Genomic DNA, 19,019 nt, shown 5'->3' on the forward strand with positions numbered 1-19,019 from the left:
TCGGTCAGCCACGAAGGAGCTGTGCACTCATGGCCGAGATCGTCCTCAGCGGCGTCGACAAGATCTACAGTGGCGGCGTCAAAGCCGTGGACAACCTCAACCTGGAGATCAAGGACGGCGAGTTCATGGTGCTCGTCGGCCCGTCCGGCTGCGGCAAGTCGACCGCGCTGCGGATGATCGCGGGTCTGGAGGAGATCAGCGCGGGCACCCTCAGCATCGGCGGCAAGATCGTCAACGACCTGCCCCCCAAGAGCCGCGACATCGCCATGGTCTTCCAGAACTACGCCCTCTACCCGCACATGACGGTGGAGCAGAACCTGGCGTTCGGCCTGAAGCTGCGCAAGACCCCCAAGGCCGAGATCGAACGCCGGGTCAAGGAGGCCGCGGCCATGCTCGGCCTGGAGCCCTACCTCAAGCGCAAGCCCGCCGCCCTCTCCGGCGGTCAGCGCCAGCGTGTGGCGATGGGACGCGCGATCGTCCGCGAACCGCAGGCCTTCCTCATGGACGAGCCGCTGTCCAACCTGGACGCCAAGCTGCGCGTGCAGATGCGCGCCTCCCTGCACCAGCTGCACGAGCGGCTGGGCGTGACCACCATCTACGTCACCCACGACCAGGTCGAGGCGATGACCCTGGGCGACCGCGTGGCGGTCCTCAAGGACGGCAAGCTGCAGCAGGTCGACACCCCCAAGAACCTCTTCGACCACCCGGTCAACCTGTTCGTCGCCGGCTTCATCGGCTCGCCCGCCATGAACTTCGTCAACGCCCGCATCGAGGCCGAGAACGGCGGCGCGGTGCTGCGCTTCGCCGACCACGTCCTGCACGTCAGCACCGAGAGCGTGCGCGAGCACCCCGGCCTGGAGGAGTACTTCGGCCGCGAGATCATCCTGGGCGTCCGCCCCTCCGACTTCGACGACGCCGCGTTCGCCTCGCACAAGGGCAGCACGATGGACGTCGTCGCCGACGTCACCGAGGAGCTGGGCACCGAGATCAACGTGATCTTCGGCGTGGACGCCCCGCCGGTGCAGCACGAGGCCACCGCCGCACTCGCCGCCGACGCAGCCGGAGGCGAGGAGGACGGCGAGGACACGGCGCTGGCCCTGTCGGGTGGGAACAAGACCTTCTTCACCGCCCGGGTGAACCCGCGCAGCTCGGTCCGTCCCGGCCAGCCGGTCTCGCTGACCGTCGACACCCGCCGCCTGCACTACTTCGACCCCTCCAGCGGCCTGGCCATCGGCCACCCCGCCAACGTCAAGGCCGCCGTCTAGCAGCCGGCCGGCTCCGACCCCCGGGGCGCCCCGCACCACGCGGGGCGCCCCGCAGCGTCTTGACCGCCCCCGCGCCCGCCGCTCAGTCCAGCAGCGTGAACAGCCGCTCCGCCGACCGCTTCCACGTCCACTCGGCCAGCACCCACTCCCGGCCCCGCGCCCCCAGCTGCCGTGCCCGCCGCGGATCGGCGAGCAGCTCCACCAGCCGTGCGGCGACCGCGCCGGGATCGCGGCCGTCCACCACGAAACCGGTGCGGCCGTGTTGCACCGCGTCGGGTGCTCCCCCCGAGTCCCCGACGAGCACCGGACGTCCGCTGGCGGCCGCCTCCAGGTAGACGATGCCCAGCCCTTCGGCCTCCAGCCCGAACCGGCGGGTCCGCGAGGGCATCGCGAACACGTCGGCGGCCGCGAAGAAGGCGGGCAGCTCCGAATGCGGGTGCCCGCCCGCGAACACGACCTGGCCGGCCGCCCCGACCCGCCCGGCCAGAGCGCGCAGCCGCCGCTCGTCCGGCCCCTCCCCCACCACCAGCAGCCGCGCCCCCGCCACCCGCTCCCGCACCCGGGGCAGCGCCCGGACCAGCGTGTCCACCCCCTTGCGCGGCACCAGACGCGCCGCGCACAGCACCACCGGCGCCTCCCCCAGCCCGTAGCGCTCCCGCACCGCCGAGCCGTCCACGTCGGGATGGAACACGTCGGGGTCCACCCCCGGCGCGAGCCGGACCAGTTTGCCCCGGTCGGCGGGGGCCAGGGCGCGCTCCAGCTCCGAACGGGTGAAAGCGCCCAGGTGGGTGAGCACGTCGACGTCGCGGCCGATCCGGCGCAGCAGCGCGCGGGAACCGGGCAGCCGTGCCCACCACACCTCGTGCCCGTGCGTGACGGCCACGATCCGGCGCGCCCCCGCCGCACGCAGCCGCCGCGCCGCCAACCCCAGCGGAGCGGCGGCCCCGAACAGCACCCGGTCGCAGGCGTGCTCCCGCAGCAGCGCGGCGGCCCGGTCGGCCACCCGCCGCGTGGGCAGCAGCGTGGCGGTGCGGTCCCGCACCACCGGGAAGTCCAGGCCCGCGTCGAACTCCCGGTCCCCCGGCGAGGCGGAGGTGTAGACGACCACACCGCCGTGGCGGGCCAGCCGGACGGCCAACTCGTGGCAGAACGTCTCGATCCCGCCGCGGCGCGGCGGGAAGTCGTTGGTCACCAGCAGTGTCCGCCCAGGCATCGGCACGGGCCCCCGTTCTCTCGCTTCCGTCCCCCGCCTGCCGCCCCGCGCCTGCGCGGGCCTGTGGAGCCGGCAGCGGAGCCCCGCCGGACTGTCCCGGCGTTTTCGGGAAACACCGTCAGTGTCGCCCCGGGCGGCGCCGTGGTCCAACCCGAACGCCGACGGGCCCCGGCACGGCCCGACCGGCTACGGACAGCAGACAGCAGACTACCCCGCGCTTCCTCTTCGGCGCCCGACGCGACAGGAGACCCATGTCCCCGAACTGGTGGCACGACGCGGTCATCTACCAGGTCTATCCACGCAGTTTCGCCGACTCCGACGGCGACGGCCTCGGCGACCTGCCCGGCCTCGTCCACCGCCTGCACCACCTCGCCGACCTGGGGGTGGACGCGCTGTGGCTCTCCCCGTTCTACCCCTCCCCGCTCGCCGACGGCGGCTACGACGTCGCCGACTTCTGCCAGGTGGACCCGCGCCTGGGCACCCTGGCCGACTTCGACGCCCTGGTGGAGCGCGCACACCGGCTGGGCCTGCGCGTCATCGTGGACATCGTCCCCAACCACACCTCCGACCGGCACGAGTGGTTCCGGCAGGCGCTGGCCGCCCCGCCCGGCTCGGCGGAGCGGGACCGCTACGTCTTCCGCGACGGCCTCGACCCCGACGGGTCGCGGCCGCCCAGCAACTGGCAGTCGATGTTCGGCGGCCCCGCCTGGACCCGGGTCGCCGACGGCCAGTGGTACCTGCACCTGTTCGCCCGCGAGCAGCCCGACCTGAACTGGTTCGACCCCCGGGTGCGCGCGGAGTTCCGCGACATCCTGCGTTTCTGGTGCCGCCGCGGCGTGGACGGGTTCCGCATCGACGTGGCCAACGCGCTCGTCAAGGACCTGTCCGAGCCGCTGCGCGAGGTGCTGCCGCACCACGACCCCACCGGGGTGGACCCCTTCACCACCAACCCCGACCACCCGCACTGGGACCGGCCCGAGGTCCACGAGATCTACCGGGAGTGGCGGCGTGTCCTCGACGAGTTCGACCCGCCGCGGATGGCCGTGGCCGAGGCGTGGCTGCCCAGTGAGCGCCTGGCCCGCTACCTGCGCCCCGACGAGCTGCACCAGGCGTTCAACTTCGGTTTCCTGCGCTGCCCGTGGGACGCGGCCGCCTACCGCCGCGTCATCTCGGCCAGTCTCGCCGACGCGGCGGCCGTGGGGTCCCGGGCGACCTGGGTGCTGTCCAACCACGACGTGGTGCGTCCGGTGTCGGTGCTGGGGCTGCCCGGGGGCGTCGACCTGGACGCCTGGCTGCTCAGCGACGGTGCCGATCCCAAGGCCGACCTGGCCCTGGGGCGGCGGCGGGCCCGCGCGGCGGCGCTGCTGGAACTCGCGCTGCCCGGCTCCGCCTACCTCTACCAGGGCGAGGAACTGGGCCTGCCCGAGGTCGCGGACCTGCCCGCCGACGTGCTGCAGGACCCCACCTGGGAGCGCAGCGGCCGCACCGTCAAGGGCCGTGACGGCTGCCGGGTGCCGATCCCCTGGGAGCGGACCGGGCCGTCCTTCGGTTTCGGCGCGGCGCCGGGCTGGCTGCCGCAGCCGGACGACTGGGGGGAGCTGTCGGTGCGGGCGCAGTGGGACGACCCGGGCTCGTTCCTGACGCTGTACCGCAGGGCGCTGCGGCTGCGCCGCGGCTTCCGGTCCGACCCCGCCTTCTCCTGGGACGGGCGCTGCGACGGGGGTGATGTGCTGGCCTTCCGGCGCGGCGCGGACCTGTTGGTGGCGGTCAACACCGGCTTCGAGCCGGTGGCGGTGCCGCCCGGGGAGGTGCTGCTGGCCAGCGCGGAGGTGGAACCGGGGGTCCTGCCGGGGAACACAGCGGTGTGGCTGCGGGTCGCGGACTGACCGGCCGCGGGTGGCGGGGGTCCCGCGCGGTACCGGGAGGAGTGCGACCGAGGCCCTTCTTTACGTTGTAGATTCAGTGACTGGTGCGGGACGGCGCTCCGGCGGCCGCCCACACGGGGTGGGCTGGGCGGCTCAGATCCAGCCCCGCCGCTCCGCAATCGCCACCGCCTCCAGCCTGTTGCGCGCCCCCGTCTTGCCGATCGCCGCGGACAGGTGGTTGCGCACCGTGCCCTCCGCCAGGTGCAGGCGGGCCGCGATCTCCGCCGCGCTCGCCCCCCACCGGGCCGCGGCCAGCACCTCGCTCTCCCGCCCGGTCAGCGGGCTGGCGCCGTGCGTCAGCGACTCCGCGGCCAGGTCCGGGTCGACCACGCGCAGCCCCCGGTGCACCCGCCGCACCGCGTCCACCAGGTACTCCGGGGTGGCGTCCTTGACCACGAACCCGCTGGCTCCCGCCGCCAGGGCACGTGCCAGATACCCGGGGCGGTCGAAGGTGGTGCACATGAGCACCCGGCAGGACGGAAGCGCCCGCACCAGGTCGGCCGCCGCGGTCAGCCCGTCCACCCCTGGCATCCGCACGTCGATGAGCGCCACGTCGGGGCGGGTGCGCCGGGCCTCGGCGACCACCTGCGCGCCGTCGCCGACCCGGGCCACCACCTCCAGGTCGGGCTCCAGGTCGAGCATGGCGGCCAGGGCCCCGAGCACCAGCGCCTGGTCGTCGGCCACCAGGATCCGGATCACCGCCGCTCCCCCTCCTCCGGCACGTACGCGAACACCCGGAGCCCGCCGCCCTCGCGCAGCCCCACCTCCAGGACGCCGCCCGCCTCCCGCATCCGCTCCGCCAGTCCGTACAGTCCGCTGCCCGGCCGCACCGCGGCCGCGGCCTGCCCGTCGTCGGCGACCTCCACGGACCGGCGGCCCAGGCGCACCCGCACCGTGCTCGCCCGCGAGTGCCGCACCGCGTTGGTGACGGCCTCCCGTACCACGTACCCGAAAACCGTGCGCAGCCGCGGGTCGACGTCGTCGACGGTGCCCGGCAGGTCGGCGGCGATCCCGGCGGCGGCCAGCGCCGAGGCCGCGGCGGCCAGCTCGCCGGCGAGCGTCACCGTGCGGTAGTCGGCGACCGTGGCGCGCACGTCCGCCAGCGCGGCGCGGGCCAGCTCCTCCACCTCGGCGAGCTCCGCCGCGGCGCGTCCGGTGTCGCCGGTCGTCTCCAGGACCCGCCGGGCCACGCCCGCCTTGAGCAGGACGGTGGTGAGGCTGTGCCCGAGGATGTCGTGCAGGTCCCGTGCCACGCGGTGGCGTTCGCGTTCGGCGGCCAGCACGGCGATCTCGTCGCGGGCCGTCCGCAGCGCGGCGTTGGCCTCCACCACGGCGCGCAGCAGCGCGACCGCGGCCGTGGAGGTGGTCAGCACCAGCAGGGTGGCGACCGCGCTCCGGCCGCCGCCCGCCACCAGTTCCCCCACCGAGGCGGCGGCGACCACCGGCACGGCCGCGGCGGCCAGCGGACCCGCCGGCAGCAGGGCCGCAGCCACCGCCAGCGCGAACAGCAGCACCCAGGAGGCGTCCGGCCCCAGCGCGGCGGCCAGGACCGCGCCCAGGCCGAGGGCGCCCAGGCACACCGCCAGGCGTACCGCGAAGCGCGCCCCGGACGCCAGCGGAACCGCGGACACGCACACCAGGGCGTACAGCGCCGCCGTGCCCGCCACCGCCGCGCGCGTGCGCGGATCGGGCAGGGCGGCGACCGCCGCGGCCCACTCGGGCAGGGTCAGCAGGGCGATCACCGCGCCCGCCGCCGAGGACAGCACCCGGCCGCGCACCGAGGAGGCGCCGGGTCCGGTACCGGTACGCACGCTCGCATCGTAGGCAGCGGCGGCGCGGCGTACCCGTGACAGCGGTCACGGTCAGGTCATGACAGCGCCATCAGGCGTCCCGCCGCGTCCCGGCGCACAGTGGAGACGTGACCGGGAGGTGCACGGCGATGATCGAGGTACGGAACCTGACCAAGAGCTACGGGCGGCGGACGGTGGTCGAGGACCTGACGTTCACGGTGCCGCCCGGACGGGTGACCGGTTTCCTGGGTCCCAACGGGGCGGGCAAGAGCACCACCCTGCGGATGATCCTGGGCCTGGACGCCCCGGACTCGGGTGCCGCACTGGTCAACGGGGTGCCGTACGCCGCGCTGGCCGCTCCGCTGCGTGCGGTGGGCGCACTGCTGGACGCGGGTGCGGCGCATCCGGGCCGCAGCGCCCGCGCCCACCTGTCCTGGCTGGCCCGCGCGGGCCGGATCGCCCCCGCCCGCGTCGCCGAGGTGCTGGACCTGGTCGGCCTGGGCGGGGAGGGGCACCGCAGGATCGCGGAGTTCTCCCTGGGCATGCGGCAGCGCCTGGGCGTGGCGGCCGCGCTGCTGGGCGACCCCGGGGTGCTGCTGCTCGACGAGCCCCTCAACGGGCTGGACGCCGAAGGCATCGTGTGGCTGCGCGTGCTCCTGCGGGACCTGGCCGCGCGGGGACGCACCGTGTTCGTCTCCAGCCACCTGATGAACGAGATGGAGGCCACCGCCGACCACGTCCTGGTGATCGACTCGGGCCGGCTCGTCGCCGACGTGGGGGTGGGCGAGCTGACCCGGCGGGCGGCGGGAGGGCGCGTCACCGTGGCCACGCCGCGCTGGGCCGAGTTGGCGGCGGCGCTGCCGGACGGCAGCGTCCGGGCGGACGGCGCCGGCAGGCTCACCGTGACCGGCCTGGACGCCGCGGAGGTCGGGGAGGTGGCGGCGCGGCACGGGATCGCCCTGCACGAACTGGTGCCCCACCGGTCCCGGCTGGAGGACGCCTTCCTGGACCTCACCCGCGACCTGGACAGTCCCCGCGTGTACGCGGCGGCCGACCGTGAGGAGGAGCGATGACCACGACCGGGGGTACACCGGTGACGGCGGCGGTGGCCGCCGAGGTGTCCAAGCTGTGGAGCCTGCGCGCCCACCGGAGGGCGGTCCTGGCCGCGCCGGTGGTGGGCGCGGCCGTGGCCGTGCTGCTGTGCGCGACCGTGCCGGCCACCACCGGCAGGGCGCTGGCCGAGCACTCCCCTGCCGACCTGGTGGCCACCAGTCTGCTGGGGGTCGACGCCGCGGCCGTGGTGCTGCTGGTGGTGGGCGCGGCCACGGTCGGCGTCGAGTACTCCACCGGGATGATCCGCGCGACGTTGACCGCGCTGCCGCGCCGGGGCCGCTTCCTGGCGGCCCGGGCCGCGGCGGTCGGCGCGGCGGCGCTGGGCGCGGGCCTGCTCTCCGCGGCGGCGGCGTTCGCCGCCGGGCAACTGGTGCTGGCGGCGGCCGGCCTGCCCGCGGTGTCGCCGCTGGAGCCCTGGGTGCTGCGGGCGCTGGGCGGCACGGCGCTGACGGTCCCGTTCCTCGCGCTGGCCGCGGTGTTCCTGGCGGTGGTCCTGCGCGGCACCACCGGAGGGGTGGTGGGCGCGCTGGTCCTGTTGGCCCTGCCGGCCCCGGTGCGCTGGGGTCCGGACGCCTGGCAGGGCGTCGTCCTGGGGGTGCTGCCGAGCGAGGCGCTGCACTCCCTGGCCGGGCTGACCGCCGCGGACGCGCCGTTCCGTCTGCCCGCGGCGGCGGCCGCGGCGGTGCTGCTCGGCTGGCTCGTGCCGCTGTACGGCGCGGCCCGGGCCGCGCTGTCCCGCCGGGACGCCTGAGCGGGCCCGCCCCGCGGCGGCCGCGGTCCGCGGCCGCCGCGGGGCTGTCGTCCGGGGAGTGCGGAAACGTCCCTGGCTGCGCCGCCGCGGCCCCGGGGCTCAGCCCACCGAGGAGTAGGCGACCACGCCGCGCAGCAGCACGTCGGCGGCCTGGCGGGCCGTGGTGCGCACCCCGCTGTCGGCGGGCGCGGCCTGGGCGATCTGCCCGAGCAGGTCGATGAGCTGCTTGGTGGAGCGCACGAAGTCGCCCGCGGGCATGCCCGCCTCGTTGAGGATGAGGTCCAGCCGGTCGCCGCGCGCCCACCGGTAGGTGGGCCACACGAACCCCAGGTCCGGTTCCCGCAGGAACGACACGCGGTGCCGGTGCTCGATGTCGTGCAGCTCGCCCCACAGTCGCACCATGACGCTCAGCCCCTCCTCGACCGGGCCGGGCGGCACCCGGGGGAAGACGTCGTCGGACCGCCGCGACTCGTACACCAGCGCGGACACGCACGCGGCCAGCTCCTCCGGCGTCAACTGCTCCCACACCCCGCGCCGCAGCGCCTCGGCGGCCAGCAGGTCCAGTTCGGAGTAGATGCGGCCGAGCAGCCGCCCCTCCTCGGTGACGGTGTCGCCCTCCAGGTAGTCCAGTTCCTGCAGCACCCCGCAGACCCGGTCGAAGGTGCGGGCGATGACGTGGGAGCGGCCCTCGATGCGGCGTTCCAGCTCGTCGGTCTCCTTCTTGAGCCGGAAGTAGCGTTCCGCCCAGCGCGCCCGGTCCTCCCGGCCCTCGCTGTGGTGGCAGGGGTGCTCCCGGATGCGCGCGCGCAGTTCGGCGATCTCGGGGTCCTCGGCCGCCCCGTCGCGGGTGCGGTGCCGGATCGGCGCCGTCGGCAGCGTCTCCAGTTTGCTGCGCAGCGCCGAGGCCAGGTCGCGGCGGGACTGCGCCGAACGCGCGGAGAACGACTTGGGCAACCGCAGCCGCCCCGCCGGCTCCACCGGGATCGGGAAGTCGTTGGCGTTGACCCGTTTGACCTGCCGGTTGACGGTCAGCACCAGCGGCGCGGGCAGCGGGCCCTTGTCCAGGCCGGGGTCCAGCACGACGGCGTGGCCGGACTGGCGTCCCGCGGGGATGCGGATGATGTCGCCGGGTTTGAGGGAGCGCAGGCTGCGCTCGGCCTCCTTGCGGCGCGCGGTGCGCCGGTTGCGTTGCGCGGCGTTCTCCAGGTCGCTGAGGCGGCGGCGCAGCGCCGCGTACTCCATGAAGTCGCCGCGCGGGTCCTCGGCGGCCTTGGCGTAGCCTTCCAGCGCCTCCTGCTGTCTGCGGAGCTTGCGGACCAGGCCCACCACGGAGCGGTCGGCCTGGAACTGGGCGAAGGAGGACTCCAGCATGGCCCGGCCGCGTTCCCGGCCGACCTGCGCGACCAGGTTGACCGCCATGTTGTAGGACGGCTGGAAGCTGGAGTTGAGCGGGTAGGTGCGGGTTCCGGCCAGGCCCGCGACCGCCTCCGGGTCGGTGCCCGGCTGCCACACCACGACCGCGTGCCCCTCCACGTCGATGCCGCGGCGTCCGGCTCGGCCGGTGAGCTGGGTGTACTCGCCGGGGGTGAGTGCGGCGTGGGTCTCGCCGTTCCACTTGTCCAGCTTCTCGATGACGACGGTGCGGGCCGGCATGTTGATGCCCAGCGCCAGGGTCTCGGTGGCGAAGACCGCGCGGATCAGGCCGCGGGAGAACAGCGTCTCCACCACTTCCTTGAAGGTGGGCAGCAGACCGGCGTGGTGGGCGGCGACACCGCACTCCAGCGCCCGCAGCCAGTCGGAGTAGCCGAGCACCGCCAGGTCCGGCGGGGGGATGTCGGCGCACTGGCGTTCGGCGTACTCGCGGATCTCGGCGGCCTCGTCCGGGGTGGTCAGCACCAGGCCGCTGGCCACGCACTGGCGCACGGCGTCGTCGCAGCCCGCGCGGCTGAAGATGAAGGTGATGGCGGGCAGCAGGCCCTCCCGGTCCAACTCCTCCACGATCTGCACCCGGCTGGGCGGCGCGTACTTGCTGCGCGGCCGGGGTCCGCCGCCGCGCGCCCGCGACTGCGGGTGGCGGCGCTGGTAGGCCAGTTGGGAGAGGCGGGCGTCCTCCTCGGCCAGCCGGACCAGCCGCGGGTTGACCAGCAGGCGCTCCCCGCCGACCTCGATCTCCACCGTGCGCTGGGCGGCGGAGCGGTTGCGGCGGCGTTTGCGGGAGCCGCGCCCCCCTCCCTCCTCCTGGTCGGGCTGGTCGGGGCCGGCGCCGTCGGGTTCCACGAACAGGTCGTGGATGCGGGTGCCCACCATCATGTGCTGCCACAGCGGCACCGGGCGTTTCTCGTCGACGATCACCGAGGTGTCGCCGCGCACCTGCTGCAGCCACTGGCCGAACTCCTCGGCGTTGCTGACCGTCGCGCTCAACGCCACCATCTGCACCGACTCGGGCAGGTGGATGATGACCTCCTCCCACACCGCGCCGCGGAACCGGTCGGCGAGGTAGTGCACCTCGTCCATGACCACGTAGGCCAGTCCCGACAGCGTGGTCGAGCCCGCGTACAGCATGTTGCGCAGCACCTCGGTGGTCATCACCACCACGGGCGCCTCTCCGTTGATGCTGTTGTCGCCGGTGAGCAGGCCGACCTTCTCGGCTCCGTAGCGGCGGACCAGGTCGGTGTACTTCTGGTTGGACAGCGCCTTGATGGGGGTGGTGTAGAAGCACTTGCGGCCGTCGCGCAGCGCCAGGTGGACGGCGAACTCGCCCACCACGGTCTTTCCCGAACCGGTGGGCGCGGCCACCAGCACTCCGTGGCCGGTCTCCAACGCCTTGCAGGCCCGGACCTGGAAGTCGTCGAACTCGAATCCGTACAGCGCCTGGAAGTCCTCGATGGTGGGGCTGGACTCCTGCTGTCGCCTGCGGAACTCGGCGTAGCGGGCGGCATAAGTGCTCATACTGGTCAGCCTAGAGGGTGATGGGGGCAGCGCGCGGTGTTCCTTTCCCGCCCCGCGGGGTGGCGCGGGGGTGCGGTGCGCCGGTTCAGCGGCCGGGGCCGGCCGCCAGCACCCGCACCGAGCCGGGGACGGCCTCGCAGACCAGGGGCGGCGCGGCGAGGCGTTCGCCGTCGGCGTGGGCGACCACGTCGACGGCGCCGTCCACCGCGACGGCGACGCGGCGGCCGCGCAGCACGGTGACCTCGGGCAGTCCCGTGTGCGAGCCGGTGAAGACCCGGGGGAACAGGCGCAGGAAGCGGGCCCGTCCCACCCTGCGGACCAGGACCACGTCGAGGAGGCCGTCGTCGGGGCGGGCGTCGGGGCAGACGCGCATGCCGCCGCCGTAGCAGCGGGTGTTGCCGACCGCGACGAGCATCCCCTCGGCCTCCAGCCGCCGCCCGTCCACGTCCAGGGTGTAGTGGAGCGGGGTGAAGGAGCCCAGTTCGGCGAGGACCCCGGCGACGTAGTCGAGGCGGCCGGTGCGCACCCGGAAGCCGTTGACCCGCTCGTTGACGCGGGAGTCGAACCCGCAGGCGAGCACGCTCAGGTAGTGGCGGCCCGCTGCCGCGGCGGTGTCGATCCGCCTGGTGTGTCCGGCCAGGACGGCCCGGGCGGCCGCGTCCGGCGCGCGCGGCAGGCCCAGTTCCCGGGCGATGTCGTTGCCGGTTCCCGCGCCGACCACCCCCAGCGGGACGTCGGTGCCCACCAGCGCCTGCAGCGCCAGGTGGACCAGGCCGTCACCGCCGACGGTGACGAGCGCGTCGGGGCGTTCGGCGACGAGCCGCTCGGCCAGGCGGGCGCTGTCGGAGGCCGACTCTCCCGCGGCCACGCGCACCTCGGCGCCCCGGGCGCGCAGCCGGTCGAGCAGCGCGGCCGCGGCCACGGCCGCTCGGCGGCGTCCGGCGGCGGGGTTGACCAGCAGGGCGACGGTCGGCACGGGGGGATTGGCCTCTTCGTGTGTCGTGGGGGGCGGGGCGGGCCTAGTCGGCTTCGGCGCTGTTGTTGTTGAGCGGCGAGGGCACCGCGGTCACCGGGACCTCACCGCGCTGGATGGCGATCTCCTCGGGGGTCAGGTACTCCTCGGGGATGTCGAACTCGCCGTCCTTGGCGCCGAGTACGAACGCCTCCCACTCGGCGGGGGTGAAGAACAGGATGCCCTTGTCGGGGTTCTTGCCGTCGCGGACCGCGCGGTAGCCGTCGTCGAACTTGGCGACCTCCACGATGGCCTCGGAGTCCTCCCGCGACAGCGAGGAGCGCATCCACACCGCGTTGGTGGTGTCGTGCCACTTCTCGTTGCCCCGGGCCTCGGGCGGAAGGTCGCGGCGGGACGTGTCGGAAGAGGGTTGCTGCTCGTTCATGGGTCTCTCCTGCTCCTGCTGCCTGTGGTCCGGACCGGGTGTCGGTGCGGAGCCTAGCGGTTCGGCGTGGTCCCGGCGGTGCTGTCGACGTCGTCCAGCGGGGAGATCTCGTCGTCGTCGAGGTCGGCCAGCGGGTCGCGGTCCCTGCCGCGGCGCCGGTCGTTGACGAAGGTGATCAGTTCGGCGATCTCGAACAGCGCGACCACCGGAATCCCCAGCGCCAGCATAGTGAACGGATCGCCACCGGGGGTGGCGATCGCGGCGAACACGAAGGCCAGGAAGATGATCAGCCGCCGCCACTTGGCGATGATCCGGTGCGGCAGCACGCCCAGGAGGTTCAGCATCACCACGATGAGCGGCAGCAGGAAAGCGGCGCCGAACACCACCAGCATCATGATGATGTAGCTGAGGTAGTTCTGCAGGGTGATCAGCGCGGTGGCGCCCTCGGGGGCGAAGGAGAACATGATCTCCATGCCCTTGGCGGTGATGAAGTAGGCCAGCACCGCGCCCGCGCAGAACAGCGGGACCGCGAACCCCACGAACACGTAGGTGTAGCGCTTCTCACGGCCGCGCAGCGCGGGGGCGACGAACGCCCACAGCTGGTACAGCCAGAACGGGCTGGAGACGAGCAGGCCGACGATGAGGGCGACCTTGAAGTACAGGTTGAACCCGTCGAAGATGCCGGTGAAGTTGAGCCCGCAGTCCTGCCCGCCGCGCACCTCGGCGGGCAGCGAGCAGTAGGGCCGCTGCAGGAACTCCCAGACCGGGTCGAAGACGAGGAAGCCGAACGCCACGCCCGCGCCGATGAACAGCAGCGCCTTGATGATCCGGTTGCGCAGTTCCCGCAGGTGGTCCATCAGCGGCATGCGCGCTTCGGGGTTCGCCTTGCGCTGTCGTCTCGTCCTCATCGCTGTGTGCTCTCCGACTCACCGGTACCGACCGCGGTCGCGGCCGCCTCGCGGCGCCGACGCGGTTGTGCTGGGCTGACCGACCGAGGGTCAGGAACCGTAGGGGCGCTGGGCGTGCTCGCTGGAGCCGTCGACGATCCGCTGGCCGGGCGGCAGCTGCGGGTAGCCGTTCGCCTGCTGCTGGGCGCCGGGCTGCTCCTGGCGGGCCTCGGCCTGGTGGGTCTGCTCCGGGGCCTGCTGCTGGGCTCCGTCCTCCTCCGCCAGCCCCTTGGCCTCGGCGCGCAGGATGCGGGCGCTGCGGCCCAGCGAGCGCGCCAGTTCGGGCAGCTTCTTGGCGCCGAACAGCAGCAGCACGATGACCAGAAGGACAAGGATTTCTCTGGGCCCGATGCTCATGGTTGTGTCAGCCTCTCTGTGCGGCGCTGCCTGCGCCACCGATGGTACGTCCTGGTCCGGCCGGCTGCCCGCCGGGTGGGGGTCGGCCGGCGTCGTGGGCTGCCGCACGCGGCACCGTCCGGCGTCCGCCCAGGGCGGTGCGGGCCGACCGGAGTTCGGCCGCCAGTTCCCGCGAGCGCGCCCGCGGCCGGGGCGCTCGCCGCGGCGGCGAGCGCCCCGGCCGCGGCCAACAGCGCGACGACGGTCCACAGCACGTCTTGAGCCTACTCAATCCGGGACGCAACGCCACCACCCGCGAGGTGAACGTCGGGTCTCAGTCCGGGTACCGCAGCAGCGCCCGCTCGGCCAGTTCGCGGACCCGCTCGGCCAGCCCGGTGGGGGCGACCAGGCGCCCGGTGGCGCCCAGCCGCAGGGCCAGCCGCACCGCCCAGCCGGGCTCGGGGGTGCGCAGGGTGGCCCGCAGCCGTCCGCCCGGCAGTTCCCGCACGTCCGAGCAGACGTAGTCCTCGGCGACCCAGCGCGCCGCGGGCTCCAGTTCGAAGGTGACGAGGGTGTCGGTGGCGGAGCGCTGCAGCACCCCGCCGCTCAGGTCGCGTCCGCGCACCCCGGCGGGGACCTCGGCGGCCACCGGCAGCACGGTCAGCTCCAGGATCCGGTCCAGGCGGAACAGCCGCACGTCCTGGCGCAGCCGGCACCAGCCCTCCAGGAAGACGTGCCCGTCCTGCACGACCAGTCGCATCGGGTCGACCTCGCGTTCGCTGACCCGGTCGGCGTAGCCGGACAGGTAGCGCAGGTGGAGCCGGTGGCCGGACTCCAGGGCCGCGCCGACCCGCTCGCGCAGCCGGGCGGCCTCCCCGTCGGCGTCGACGCGCACGTCCACGGAGTCGGCGAGTTCCACGGCGGTGCCCGCGACCTCGCGCAGCTTCCGTTCCACGCGGGTCAGGGCGGCGCTGTCCACCCCGGGCAGGTCGCGCAGCAGCCGCAGTCCGACCACCAGGCTGGCGGCCTCGTCGGCGGTCAGCCGCAGCGGTGCGGCGAGGGTGTCGGCGTTGGCGATGATGATCTCCCCGGTCTCGGCGGCGGCCTCCACGTCCACGTCGATCAGGTCGCCGGGGGTGTAGCCGGGCAGTCCGCACATCCACAGCAGGCTCAGGTCCTTGAGGACCTGCTTCTCGGTCAGGCCGAAGTGCTCGGCGACCTCGGGGACCCGCACGTCGTGGCTGAGCGCGTAGGGCACCAGCATGAGCAGGCGTCGCAGCTGCTCGGCGGAGGTGCCGGCCCGGCGCGGCGCCGCGGGGCGCAGGGCGGGCGGCGCCTCCTCCTGCGGTTCGTCCTTGACGGGCGCGGCGGCGACCGCGGCCAGGTGCTCCACGACGGCGGCGCGGGCCCGTTCGGGTTCGCGCACCACCACGTGCTCGCCGTACTCGGCGACCCGCGCGGCCAGGTCCGCCTCGTCGGTGTAGGGGTACTCCACCAGGTCCCAGCCGGTCCCGTCGGAGCGCTCCCCCGCGACGATGCGGCGGGCGTCGCGGCGCAGCGCGTGCGCGGCGTCGGTGCGCGCCTCCAGCAGCGCCACCTGTTCGGGTTCCGGGGGGCGCGCGTTGACCAGGGAGCGCACGTCCACTCCGGCGGGCACCTGCACGGCCGGGCCGCTGGTGTGCACCCGCACGTCGCCGACGATGCGGCTGAGCCGGAAGACCCGGCGGGCGCGGCGGGCGCGGTCGTAGCCCGCGACGTACCAGCGTCCCGCGACGTTGGCCACGCCCCACGGTTCCAGTTCCCGGCGTGTCGGCGTGTCCTGTCCGGGTTTGCGGTAGTCGAAGGTGACCGGGCGGCGGTCCCGGACCGCCTGCCAGATCGGGGGGAACGCGGGCTCGTCGGCGCCCAGTACCGGGGTGATGGCGGGCAGCGCCGCGGAGTCCACGGGCACCCCGGCGGTGCGCAGTTTCAGCAGGGCGTTGGCGGCGGCCTCGCCCAGTACGGCGTGCCGCCAGGCGCGGGCGGCCAGGCCCAGCACCGCGGCCTCGTCGGGGAGGAGCTCGATGGGCTCCAGTTCGTAGTCGTCGCGGGAGATGCGGTAGCCGTCCTCGTCGCTGAACGGGTCGTGGCGTCCGGTGGTGATCGGGATGCCGGCGTCGCGCAGTTCCCTCTTGTCGCGTTCGAACATGCGCTTGAAGGCCGCGTCGCTCTCGACGTCGCCGTAGCCGTGCACGGTCGCCCGGATCTCCTGGGCGCTGAGGAAGCGTCTGGTGGCCAGCAGGCAGATCACCAGGTTGAGCTGCCGTTCGGTCTTGTCCTGCGACATTTCCTACCTTTCTGGACGCTGCCTCCACGCGAGTACGCCGGTTTCCCGGATTCGCGACACCACGAACGGTACCGTGACACGCGTGATCAGATGGCGTGACGGACGGGTCCGCGGCCTGGGCCGGTCCTGGCCCGGCGTGGTGGAGTTGGACGTGGAGCTGGCCGGGGACGGGGGCGGCTGCCGGGCGCTGGCCTATCCGGCGCTGGTGGGCCGTCCGCTGCCGGGCGACCGGGTGCTGCTGAACACCACGGCGCTGGCCCTGGGGCTGGGTACGGGCGGCTACGCGCTGGTGGTGGCCGTCCCCGACCGCCTGCCGCCCGACCCCGAGGGCCCCGGGCACCTGGTCAAGGCCCGCTACACCCCGATGCAGGCCACCGTGCTGGGCGCCGACGAGCAGGACTCGGAGCACCACGCGCTGCTGCGCGACGCCGACGGGGTGGCGGCCATGCCCGTGGTGACCGCCGACCTGCACTCGGCGCTCCCGGCGGTGGTGGCGGGGGTGCTGGCGGAGCGGCCGGAGGCGCGGGTGGCCTACGTGATGCTGGACGGCGGGGCGCTGCCGCTGTGGTTCTCCCGGACGGTGGCGCGGCTGCGGGAGGCCGGGGCCCTGGTGGGGTCGGTCACGGTGGGGCAGGCGTTCGGCGGCGACGTGGAGGCGGTGACGGTGCACACCGGGCTGCTGGCGGCCCGGCACGTGCTGGGCGCCGACGTCGCCGTGGTCGCGCAGGGGCCGGGCAATCTGGGCACGGGCACCCCGTGGGGGTTCTCGGGGGTGGCCGTGGGGGAGGCGGTCAACGCGGCCGCGGTGCTGCGGGGGCGTCCGGTGGGGTCGCTGCGGGTGAGCCAGGCCGATCCGCGCAGGCGGCACCGGGGGGTGTCGCACCACAGCCTGACCGCCTACGGACGGGTGGCGCTGGCCCGCGCCGACGTGGTCGTGCCGCTGCTCGACGGGGAGTTCGGCGCGCTGGTGCGCGCCGAGGCCGCCGTGCTGGGCGAGCGGCACACGCTGGTGGAGGTGGAGGTGGCGGGCCTGCTGGAGGCGCTGGAGGCGGTCCCGGTGCGGCTGTCCACCATGGGGCGCGGCCTGGCCGAGGACACGGCGGCGTTCCTGGCGGCGGCGGCCGCGGGACGCCACGCGGCGCGGCTGCTGGAGTGACCGCCGCCGGGGGCATCCGCTCCCGGCCGCCGCCGCGTCGGCGCCGCGGAAGCGCGTGGGCGGGGCGGTGCGGCCCCGCCCACGTTCGAAAAGCGCCCGTGGAGCGGTTACTCCCCGCTCTCCTCCTCGGGGGCGTCCTCCTCGGAGTCCTCGGCAGCGGCCTCCTCCTCGGGGGCGTCCTCCGGCTCCTCCTCGGGGGCGGAGTTGTAGGCGCCCAGGAGGTCCACTACGAAGACCAGGGTGCCCGCGGGCTGGCCGTTGGCCTCGGCGTCCTTGCCGTACGCCTTGTCCTCGGGGATGACCAGCAGGACGCGGCTGCCGACCCGCTGGCCGACCAGGCCCTCGTCCCAGCCCTTGATGACCCCGCCGACACCGATCTGGAAGCTGAGCGGGTCGCCGTCGGTGTCCTCGTTCTCCGCCGCGGCGCGCTCCTCCAGCCCGGTGTTCCAGGTGGAGTCGAAGACCTTCCCGTCCTCCCAGCGCACCCCGGTGTACTGGACGACGATCTGCTGGCCTTCGGTGACCTCGGGTCCGTCGCCCTCGATCAGGGGGACGGCCTGCAGTTCCTCGGGGGCCTCGGTGTCCTCCGGGATGGTGATCTCGGGAATGGTCCGGCCGTGGTCGATCACGGTCGGCAGCCCGTCGCCGCCGTCGGTGGCCTGCTCGCCCGTGACGACGTCGCCCTTGCCGTGGCGGGCGACGATGTCGACCACCGACACCGAGGCGCCCTCGGGCGCCTCCTGGCCCATCATCTCGTACTGGGAGCGCTCCTCCTCGCTGGGCGGCGGGAAGAGGAACACCACCCGGGAGCCGACCGACTGGTTGATCAGGGCTTCCGACAGGTCCTCGGGCATCTGCGCCAGGGGCAGCAGCGTGGGGGCGTCGTGCTCGTAGGTGGAGCTGGTCTGCTCCCCCTCGCCCTTGTCGGTCCACCGGTACTCCACGATGTGCGTGACCAGCAGGTCGCTGTTGCGGATCAGCACGCTGTCGTCCTCGCCCCGGTGGGCGACGCCGGAGATCCGCTCGGTGGGCGGGGCGGTGTCGGGGAAGGAGATCTCGGGTTCCTCGCCGACGGCTCCGCTGACGACCGGGAGGCGGCTGTCGTACTCCTGCTCGGTCCGCATCAGGGCGGGGGTCTGCCAGTCCTCGGGAATGACCCCGCACCCGGACGCCCCCAGCATCAGGGCGCTCAACGGCACCGCAAGGGCCACAGCCGCACGTCGACGCATGTTGTCACTACCTCAAGAGTTTGGCCAGGATCTCCGACACACTATCGGAGAGGAAAGAATGCCGTATCCGAGTAAGAAGCCGTTAAGAACTCCGGGGGCCGAACCCGTCGGATCGTCCGGTCGCGCGGGCTTTCCGCGTCCGTCCGCGGCGGTCCGGCTCCGTTCCCCCGGGCCGCGGCCCCTCACCGGCTGCGGTTGCGGCTGCGGTAGGCGTCCAGGATGTGCTGCGGGATGCGGCCCCGTTCGCTGATCTCCAGTCCCTGCTCCCGCGCCCACTCCCGGACGGCCCTGGTGTCGACCCGCTCGGCCCGGCCCCTGCGGCGGGACCGGTTGGTGACCTTGCGTCCGGCCTTCACGTACGCCTCGAAGATGGCGCGCAGGTCCTCGGCGTGGTCGGCGGACAGGTCGATCTCGTAGGTCACTCCGTCGATACCGAACGTGATGGTCTCGTCGGCTTCGGAGCCGTCGAGGTCGTCGATGAGTTGGACAATCGTCTTCCGTGCCACGGTTCCCCCCCTTTGTCCTCGCTTTATAGATGAAAATACTAGCGAATTTTTCAGAAAACCCGTCAGGGTCCCGGTTCCCGCGCGTTCCCGGGTTTTCCGGGGCGCCTCCCGCCTGT

16 protein-coding genes are annotated in these 19,019 nt (G+C 74.1%); 5 read left to right on the forward strand and 11 right to left on the reverse strand.

The annotated features are described in order from the left end of the window. Window positions 1-29 precede the first annotated feature (29 nt). Window positions 30-1,265, forward strand: a complete 1,236-nt coding sequence (locus FOF52_RS08460) for an ABC transporter ATP-binding protein (protein ID WP_248593276.1) — start codon at window positions 30-32, stop codon at window positions 1,263-1,265. Between the two features lie 82 nt (window positions 1,266-1,347). Here FOF52_RS08460 and FOF52_RS08465 read toward each other — a convergent pair whose 3' ends face one another. Beyond that, a complete protein-coding gene (locus FOF52_RS08465) occupies window positions 1,348-2,478 on the reverse strand; it encodes a glycosyltransferase family 4 protein (protein WP_248593277.1) in 1,131 nt (376 codons plus the stop codon). A gap of 251 nt (window positions 2,479-2,729) precedes the next feature. On the opposite strand from FOF52_RS08465, the gene FOF52_RS08470 reads away from it, so the two are divergent. Further along, window positions 2,730-4,364: a glycoside hydrolase family 13 protein gene (locus FOF52_RS08470; protein WP_248593278.1), complete on the forward strand. Its 1,635-nt coding sequence runs from the start codon at window positions 2,730-2,732 to the stop codon at window positions 4,362-4,364. Between the two features lie 132 nt (window positions 4,365-4,496). Here the strand turns inward: FOF52_RS08470 and FOF52_RS08475 are convergent, their stop codons facing one another. Further along, window positions 4,497-5,102: a response regulator transcription factor gene (locus FOF52_RS08475; protein WP_248593279.1), complete on the reverse strand. Its 606-nt coding sequence runs from the start codon at window positions 5,100-5,102 to the stop codon at window positions 4,497-4,499. Then, a complete protein-coding gene (locus tag FOF52_RS08480) occupies window positions 5,099-6,214 on the reverse strand; it encodes a sensor histidine kinase (protein WP_248593280.1) in 1,116 nt (371 codons plus the stop codon). The genes FOF52_RS08475 and FOF52_RS08480 overlap by 4 nt, the downstream gene beginning before the upstream one ends. A 128-nt stretch (window positions 6,215-6,342) precedes the next feature. On the opposite strand from FOF52_RS08480, the gene FOF52_RS08485 reads away from it, so the two are divergent. Then, complete coding sequence (locus tag FOF52_RS08485) at window positions 6,343-7,266, forward strand: ATP-binding cassette domain-containing protein (RefSeq protein WP_248593281.1); 924 nt, start codon at window positions 6,343-6,345, stop codon at window positions 7,264-7,266. Further along, window positions 7,263-8,057 carry an ABC transporter gene (locus tag FOF52_RS08490; protein WP_248593282.1) on the forward strand — a complete coding sequence of 265 codons (795 nt, stop codon included), beginning with the start codon at window positions 7,263-7,265 and terminating at the stop codon, window positions 8,055-8,057. The genes FOF52_RS08485 and FOF52_RS08490 overlap by 4 nt, the downstream gene beginning before the upstream one ends. A 99-nt stretch (window positions 8,058-8,156) precedes the next feature. Here the strand turns inward: FOF52_RS08490 and FOF52_RS08495 are convergent, their stop codons facing one another. The 6 genes from FOF52_RS08495 to FOF52_RS08520 form a co-directional block, all read right to left on the reverse strand. Continuing rightward, window positions 8,157-11,006, reverse strand: a complete 2,850-nt coding sequence (locus tag FOF52_RS08495) for a DEAD/DEAH box helicase (RefSeq protein WP_248593283.1) — start codon at window positions 11,004-11,006, stop codon at window positions 8,157-8,159. A gap of 85 nt (window positions 11,007-11,091) precedes the next feature. Next, a complete protein-coding gene (locus FOF52_RS08500) occupies window positions 11,092-11,982 on the reverse strand; it encodes a diacylglycerol/lipid kinase family protein (protein WP_248593284.1) in 891 nt (296 codons plus the stop codon). Between the two features lie 43 nt (window positions 11,983-12,025). After that, window positions 12,026-12,403, reverse strand: a complete 378-nt coding sequence (locus FOF52_RS08505) for a DUF397 domain-containing protein (protein WP_248593285.1) — start codon at window positions 12,401-12,403, stop codon at window positions 12,026-12,028. A gap of 53 nt (window positions 12,404-12,456) precedes the next feature. Continuing rightward, window positions 12,457-13,269, reverse strand: a complete 813-nt coding sequence (gene tatC, locus FOF52_RS08510) for a twin-arginine translocase subunit TatC (RefSeq protein ID WP_248593793.1) — start codon at window positions 13,267-13,269, stop codon at window positions 12,457-12,459. Between the two features lie 132 nt (window positions 13,270-13,401). After that, a complete protein-coding gene (gene tatA, locus FOF52_RS08515; protein ID WP_248593286.1) occupies window positions 13,402-13,707 on the reverse strand; it encodes a Sec-independent protein translocase subunit TatA in 306 nt (101 codons plus the stop codon). Window positions 13,708-14,020: 313 nt separating this feature from the next. Next, the gene (locus FOF52_RS08520) at window positions 14,021-16,012 is read right to left on the reverse strand and encodes a helix-turn-helix transcriptional regulator (RefSeq protein ID WP_248593287.1); all 1,992 of its coding nucleotides are present in this window, start codon (window positions 16,010-16,012) and stop codon (window positions 14,021-14,023) included. Window positions 16,013-16,094: 82 nt separating this feature from the next. Between FOF52_RS08520 and FOF52_RS08525 the strand changes: the two genes are divergently transcribed. Continuing rightward, on the forward strand, window positions 16,095-17,168 hold the full coding sequence (locus tag FOF52_RS08525; RefSeq protein WP_248593288.1) for a DUF3866 family protein: 1,074 nt from the start codon (window positions 16,095-16,097) through the stop codon (window positions 17,166-17,168). Window positions 17,169-17,275: 107 nt separating this feature from the next. Here the strand turns inward: FOF52_RS08525 and FOF52_RS08530 are convergent, their stop codons facing one another. After that, window positions 17,276-18,397, reverse strand: coding sequence for an FKBP-type peptidyl-prolyl cis-trans isomerase (locus tag FOF52_RS08530; RefSeq protein WP_248593289.1), 1,122 nt, complete (start codon window positions 18,395-18,397; stop codon window positions 17,276-17,278). A 182-nt stretch (window positions 18,398-18,579) separates the two neighbouring features. Then, complete coding sequence (locus tag FOF52_RS08535; RefSeq protein ID WP_248593290.1) at window positions 18,580-18,903, reverse strand: histone-like nucleoid-structuring protein Lsr2; 324 nt, start codon at window positions 18,901-18,903, stop codon at window positions 18,580-18,582. Window positions 18,904-19,019 lie beyond the last annotated feature (116 nt).

It is taken from the genome of Thermobifida alba, assembly GCF_023208015.1.
GTDB classification, from domain to species: domain Bacteria; phylum Actinomycetota; class Actinomycetes; order Streptosporangiales; family Streptosporangiaceae; genus Thermobifida; species Thermobifida alba.

Excerpts from the sequence above, each read along its gene's own strand:
- FOF52_RS08460 (WP_248593276.1), top strand. The coding sequence starts at position 30 with ATGGCCGAGATCGTCCTCAGCGGCGTCGACAAGATCTACAGTGGCGGC.
- FOF52_RS08465 (WP_248593277.1), bottom strand. The coding sequence starts at position 2,478 with ATGCCTGGGCGGACACTGCTGGTGACCAACGACTTCCCGCCGCGCCGC.
- FOF52_RS08470 (WP_248593278.1), top strand. The coding sequence starts at position 2,730 with ATGTCCCCGAACTGGTGGCACGACGCGGTCATCTACCAGGTCTATCCA.
- FOF52_RS08485 (WP_248593281.1), top strand. The coding sequence starts at position 6,343 with ATGATCGAGGTACGGAACCTGACCAAGAGCTACGGGCGGCGGACGGTG.
- FOF52_RS08490 (WP_248593282.1), top strand. The coding sequence starts at position 7,263 with ATGACCACGACCGGGGGTACACCGGTGACGGCGGCGGTGGCCGCCGAG.
- FOF52_RS08495 (WP_248593283.1), bottom strand. The coding sequence starts at position 11,006 with ATGAGCACTTATGCCGCCCGCTACGCCGAGTTCCGCAGGCGACAGCAG.
- FOF52_RS08505 (WP_248593285.1), bottom strand. The coding sequence starts at position 12,403 with ATGAACGAGCAGCAACCCTCTTCCGACACGTCCCGCCGCGACCTTCCG.
- tatC (WP_248593793.1), bottom strand. The coding sequence starts at position 13,269 with ATGCCGCTGATGGACCACCTGCGGGAACTGCGCAACCGGATCATCAAG.
- tatA (WP_248593286.1), bottom strand. The coding sequence starts at position 13,707 with ATGAGCATCGGGCCCAGAGAAATCCTTGTCCTTCTGGTCATCGTGCTG.
- FOF52_RS08520 (WP_248593287.1), bottom strand. The coding sequence starts at position 16,012 with ATGTCGCAGGACAAGACCGAACGGCAGCTCAACCTGGTGATCTGCCTG.
- FOF52_RS08530 (WP_248593289.1), bottom strand. The coding sequence starts at position 18,397 with ATGCGTCGACGTGCGGCTGTGGCCCTTGCGGTGCCGTTGAGCGCCCTG.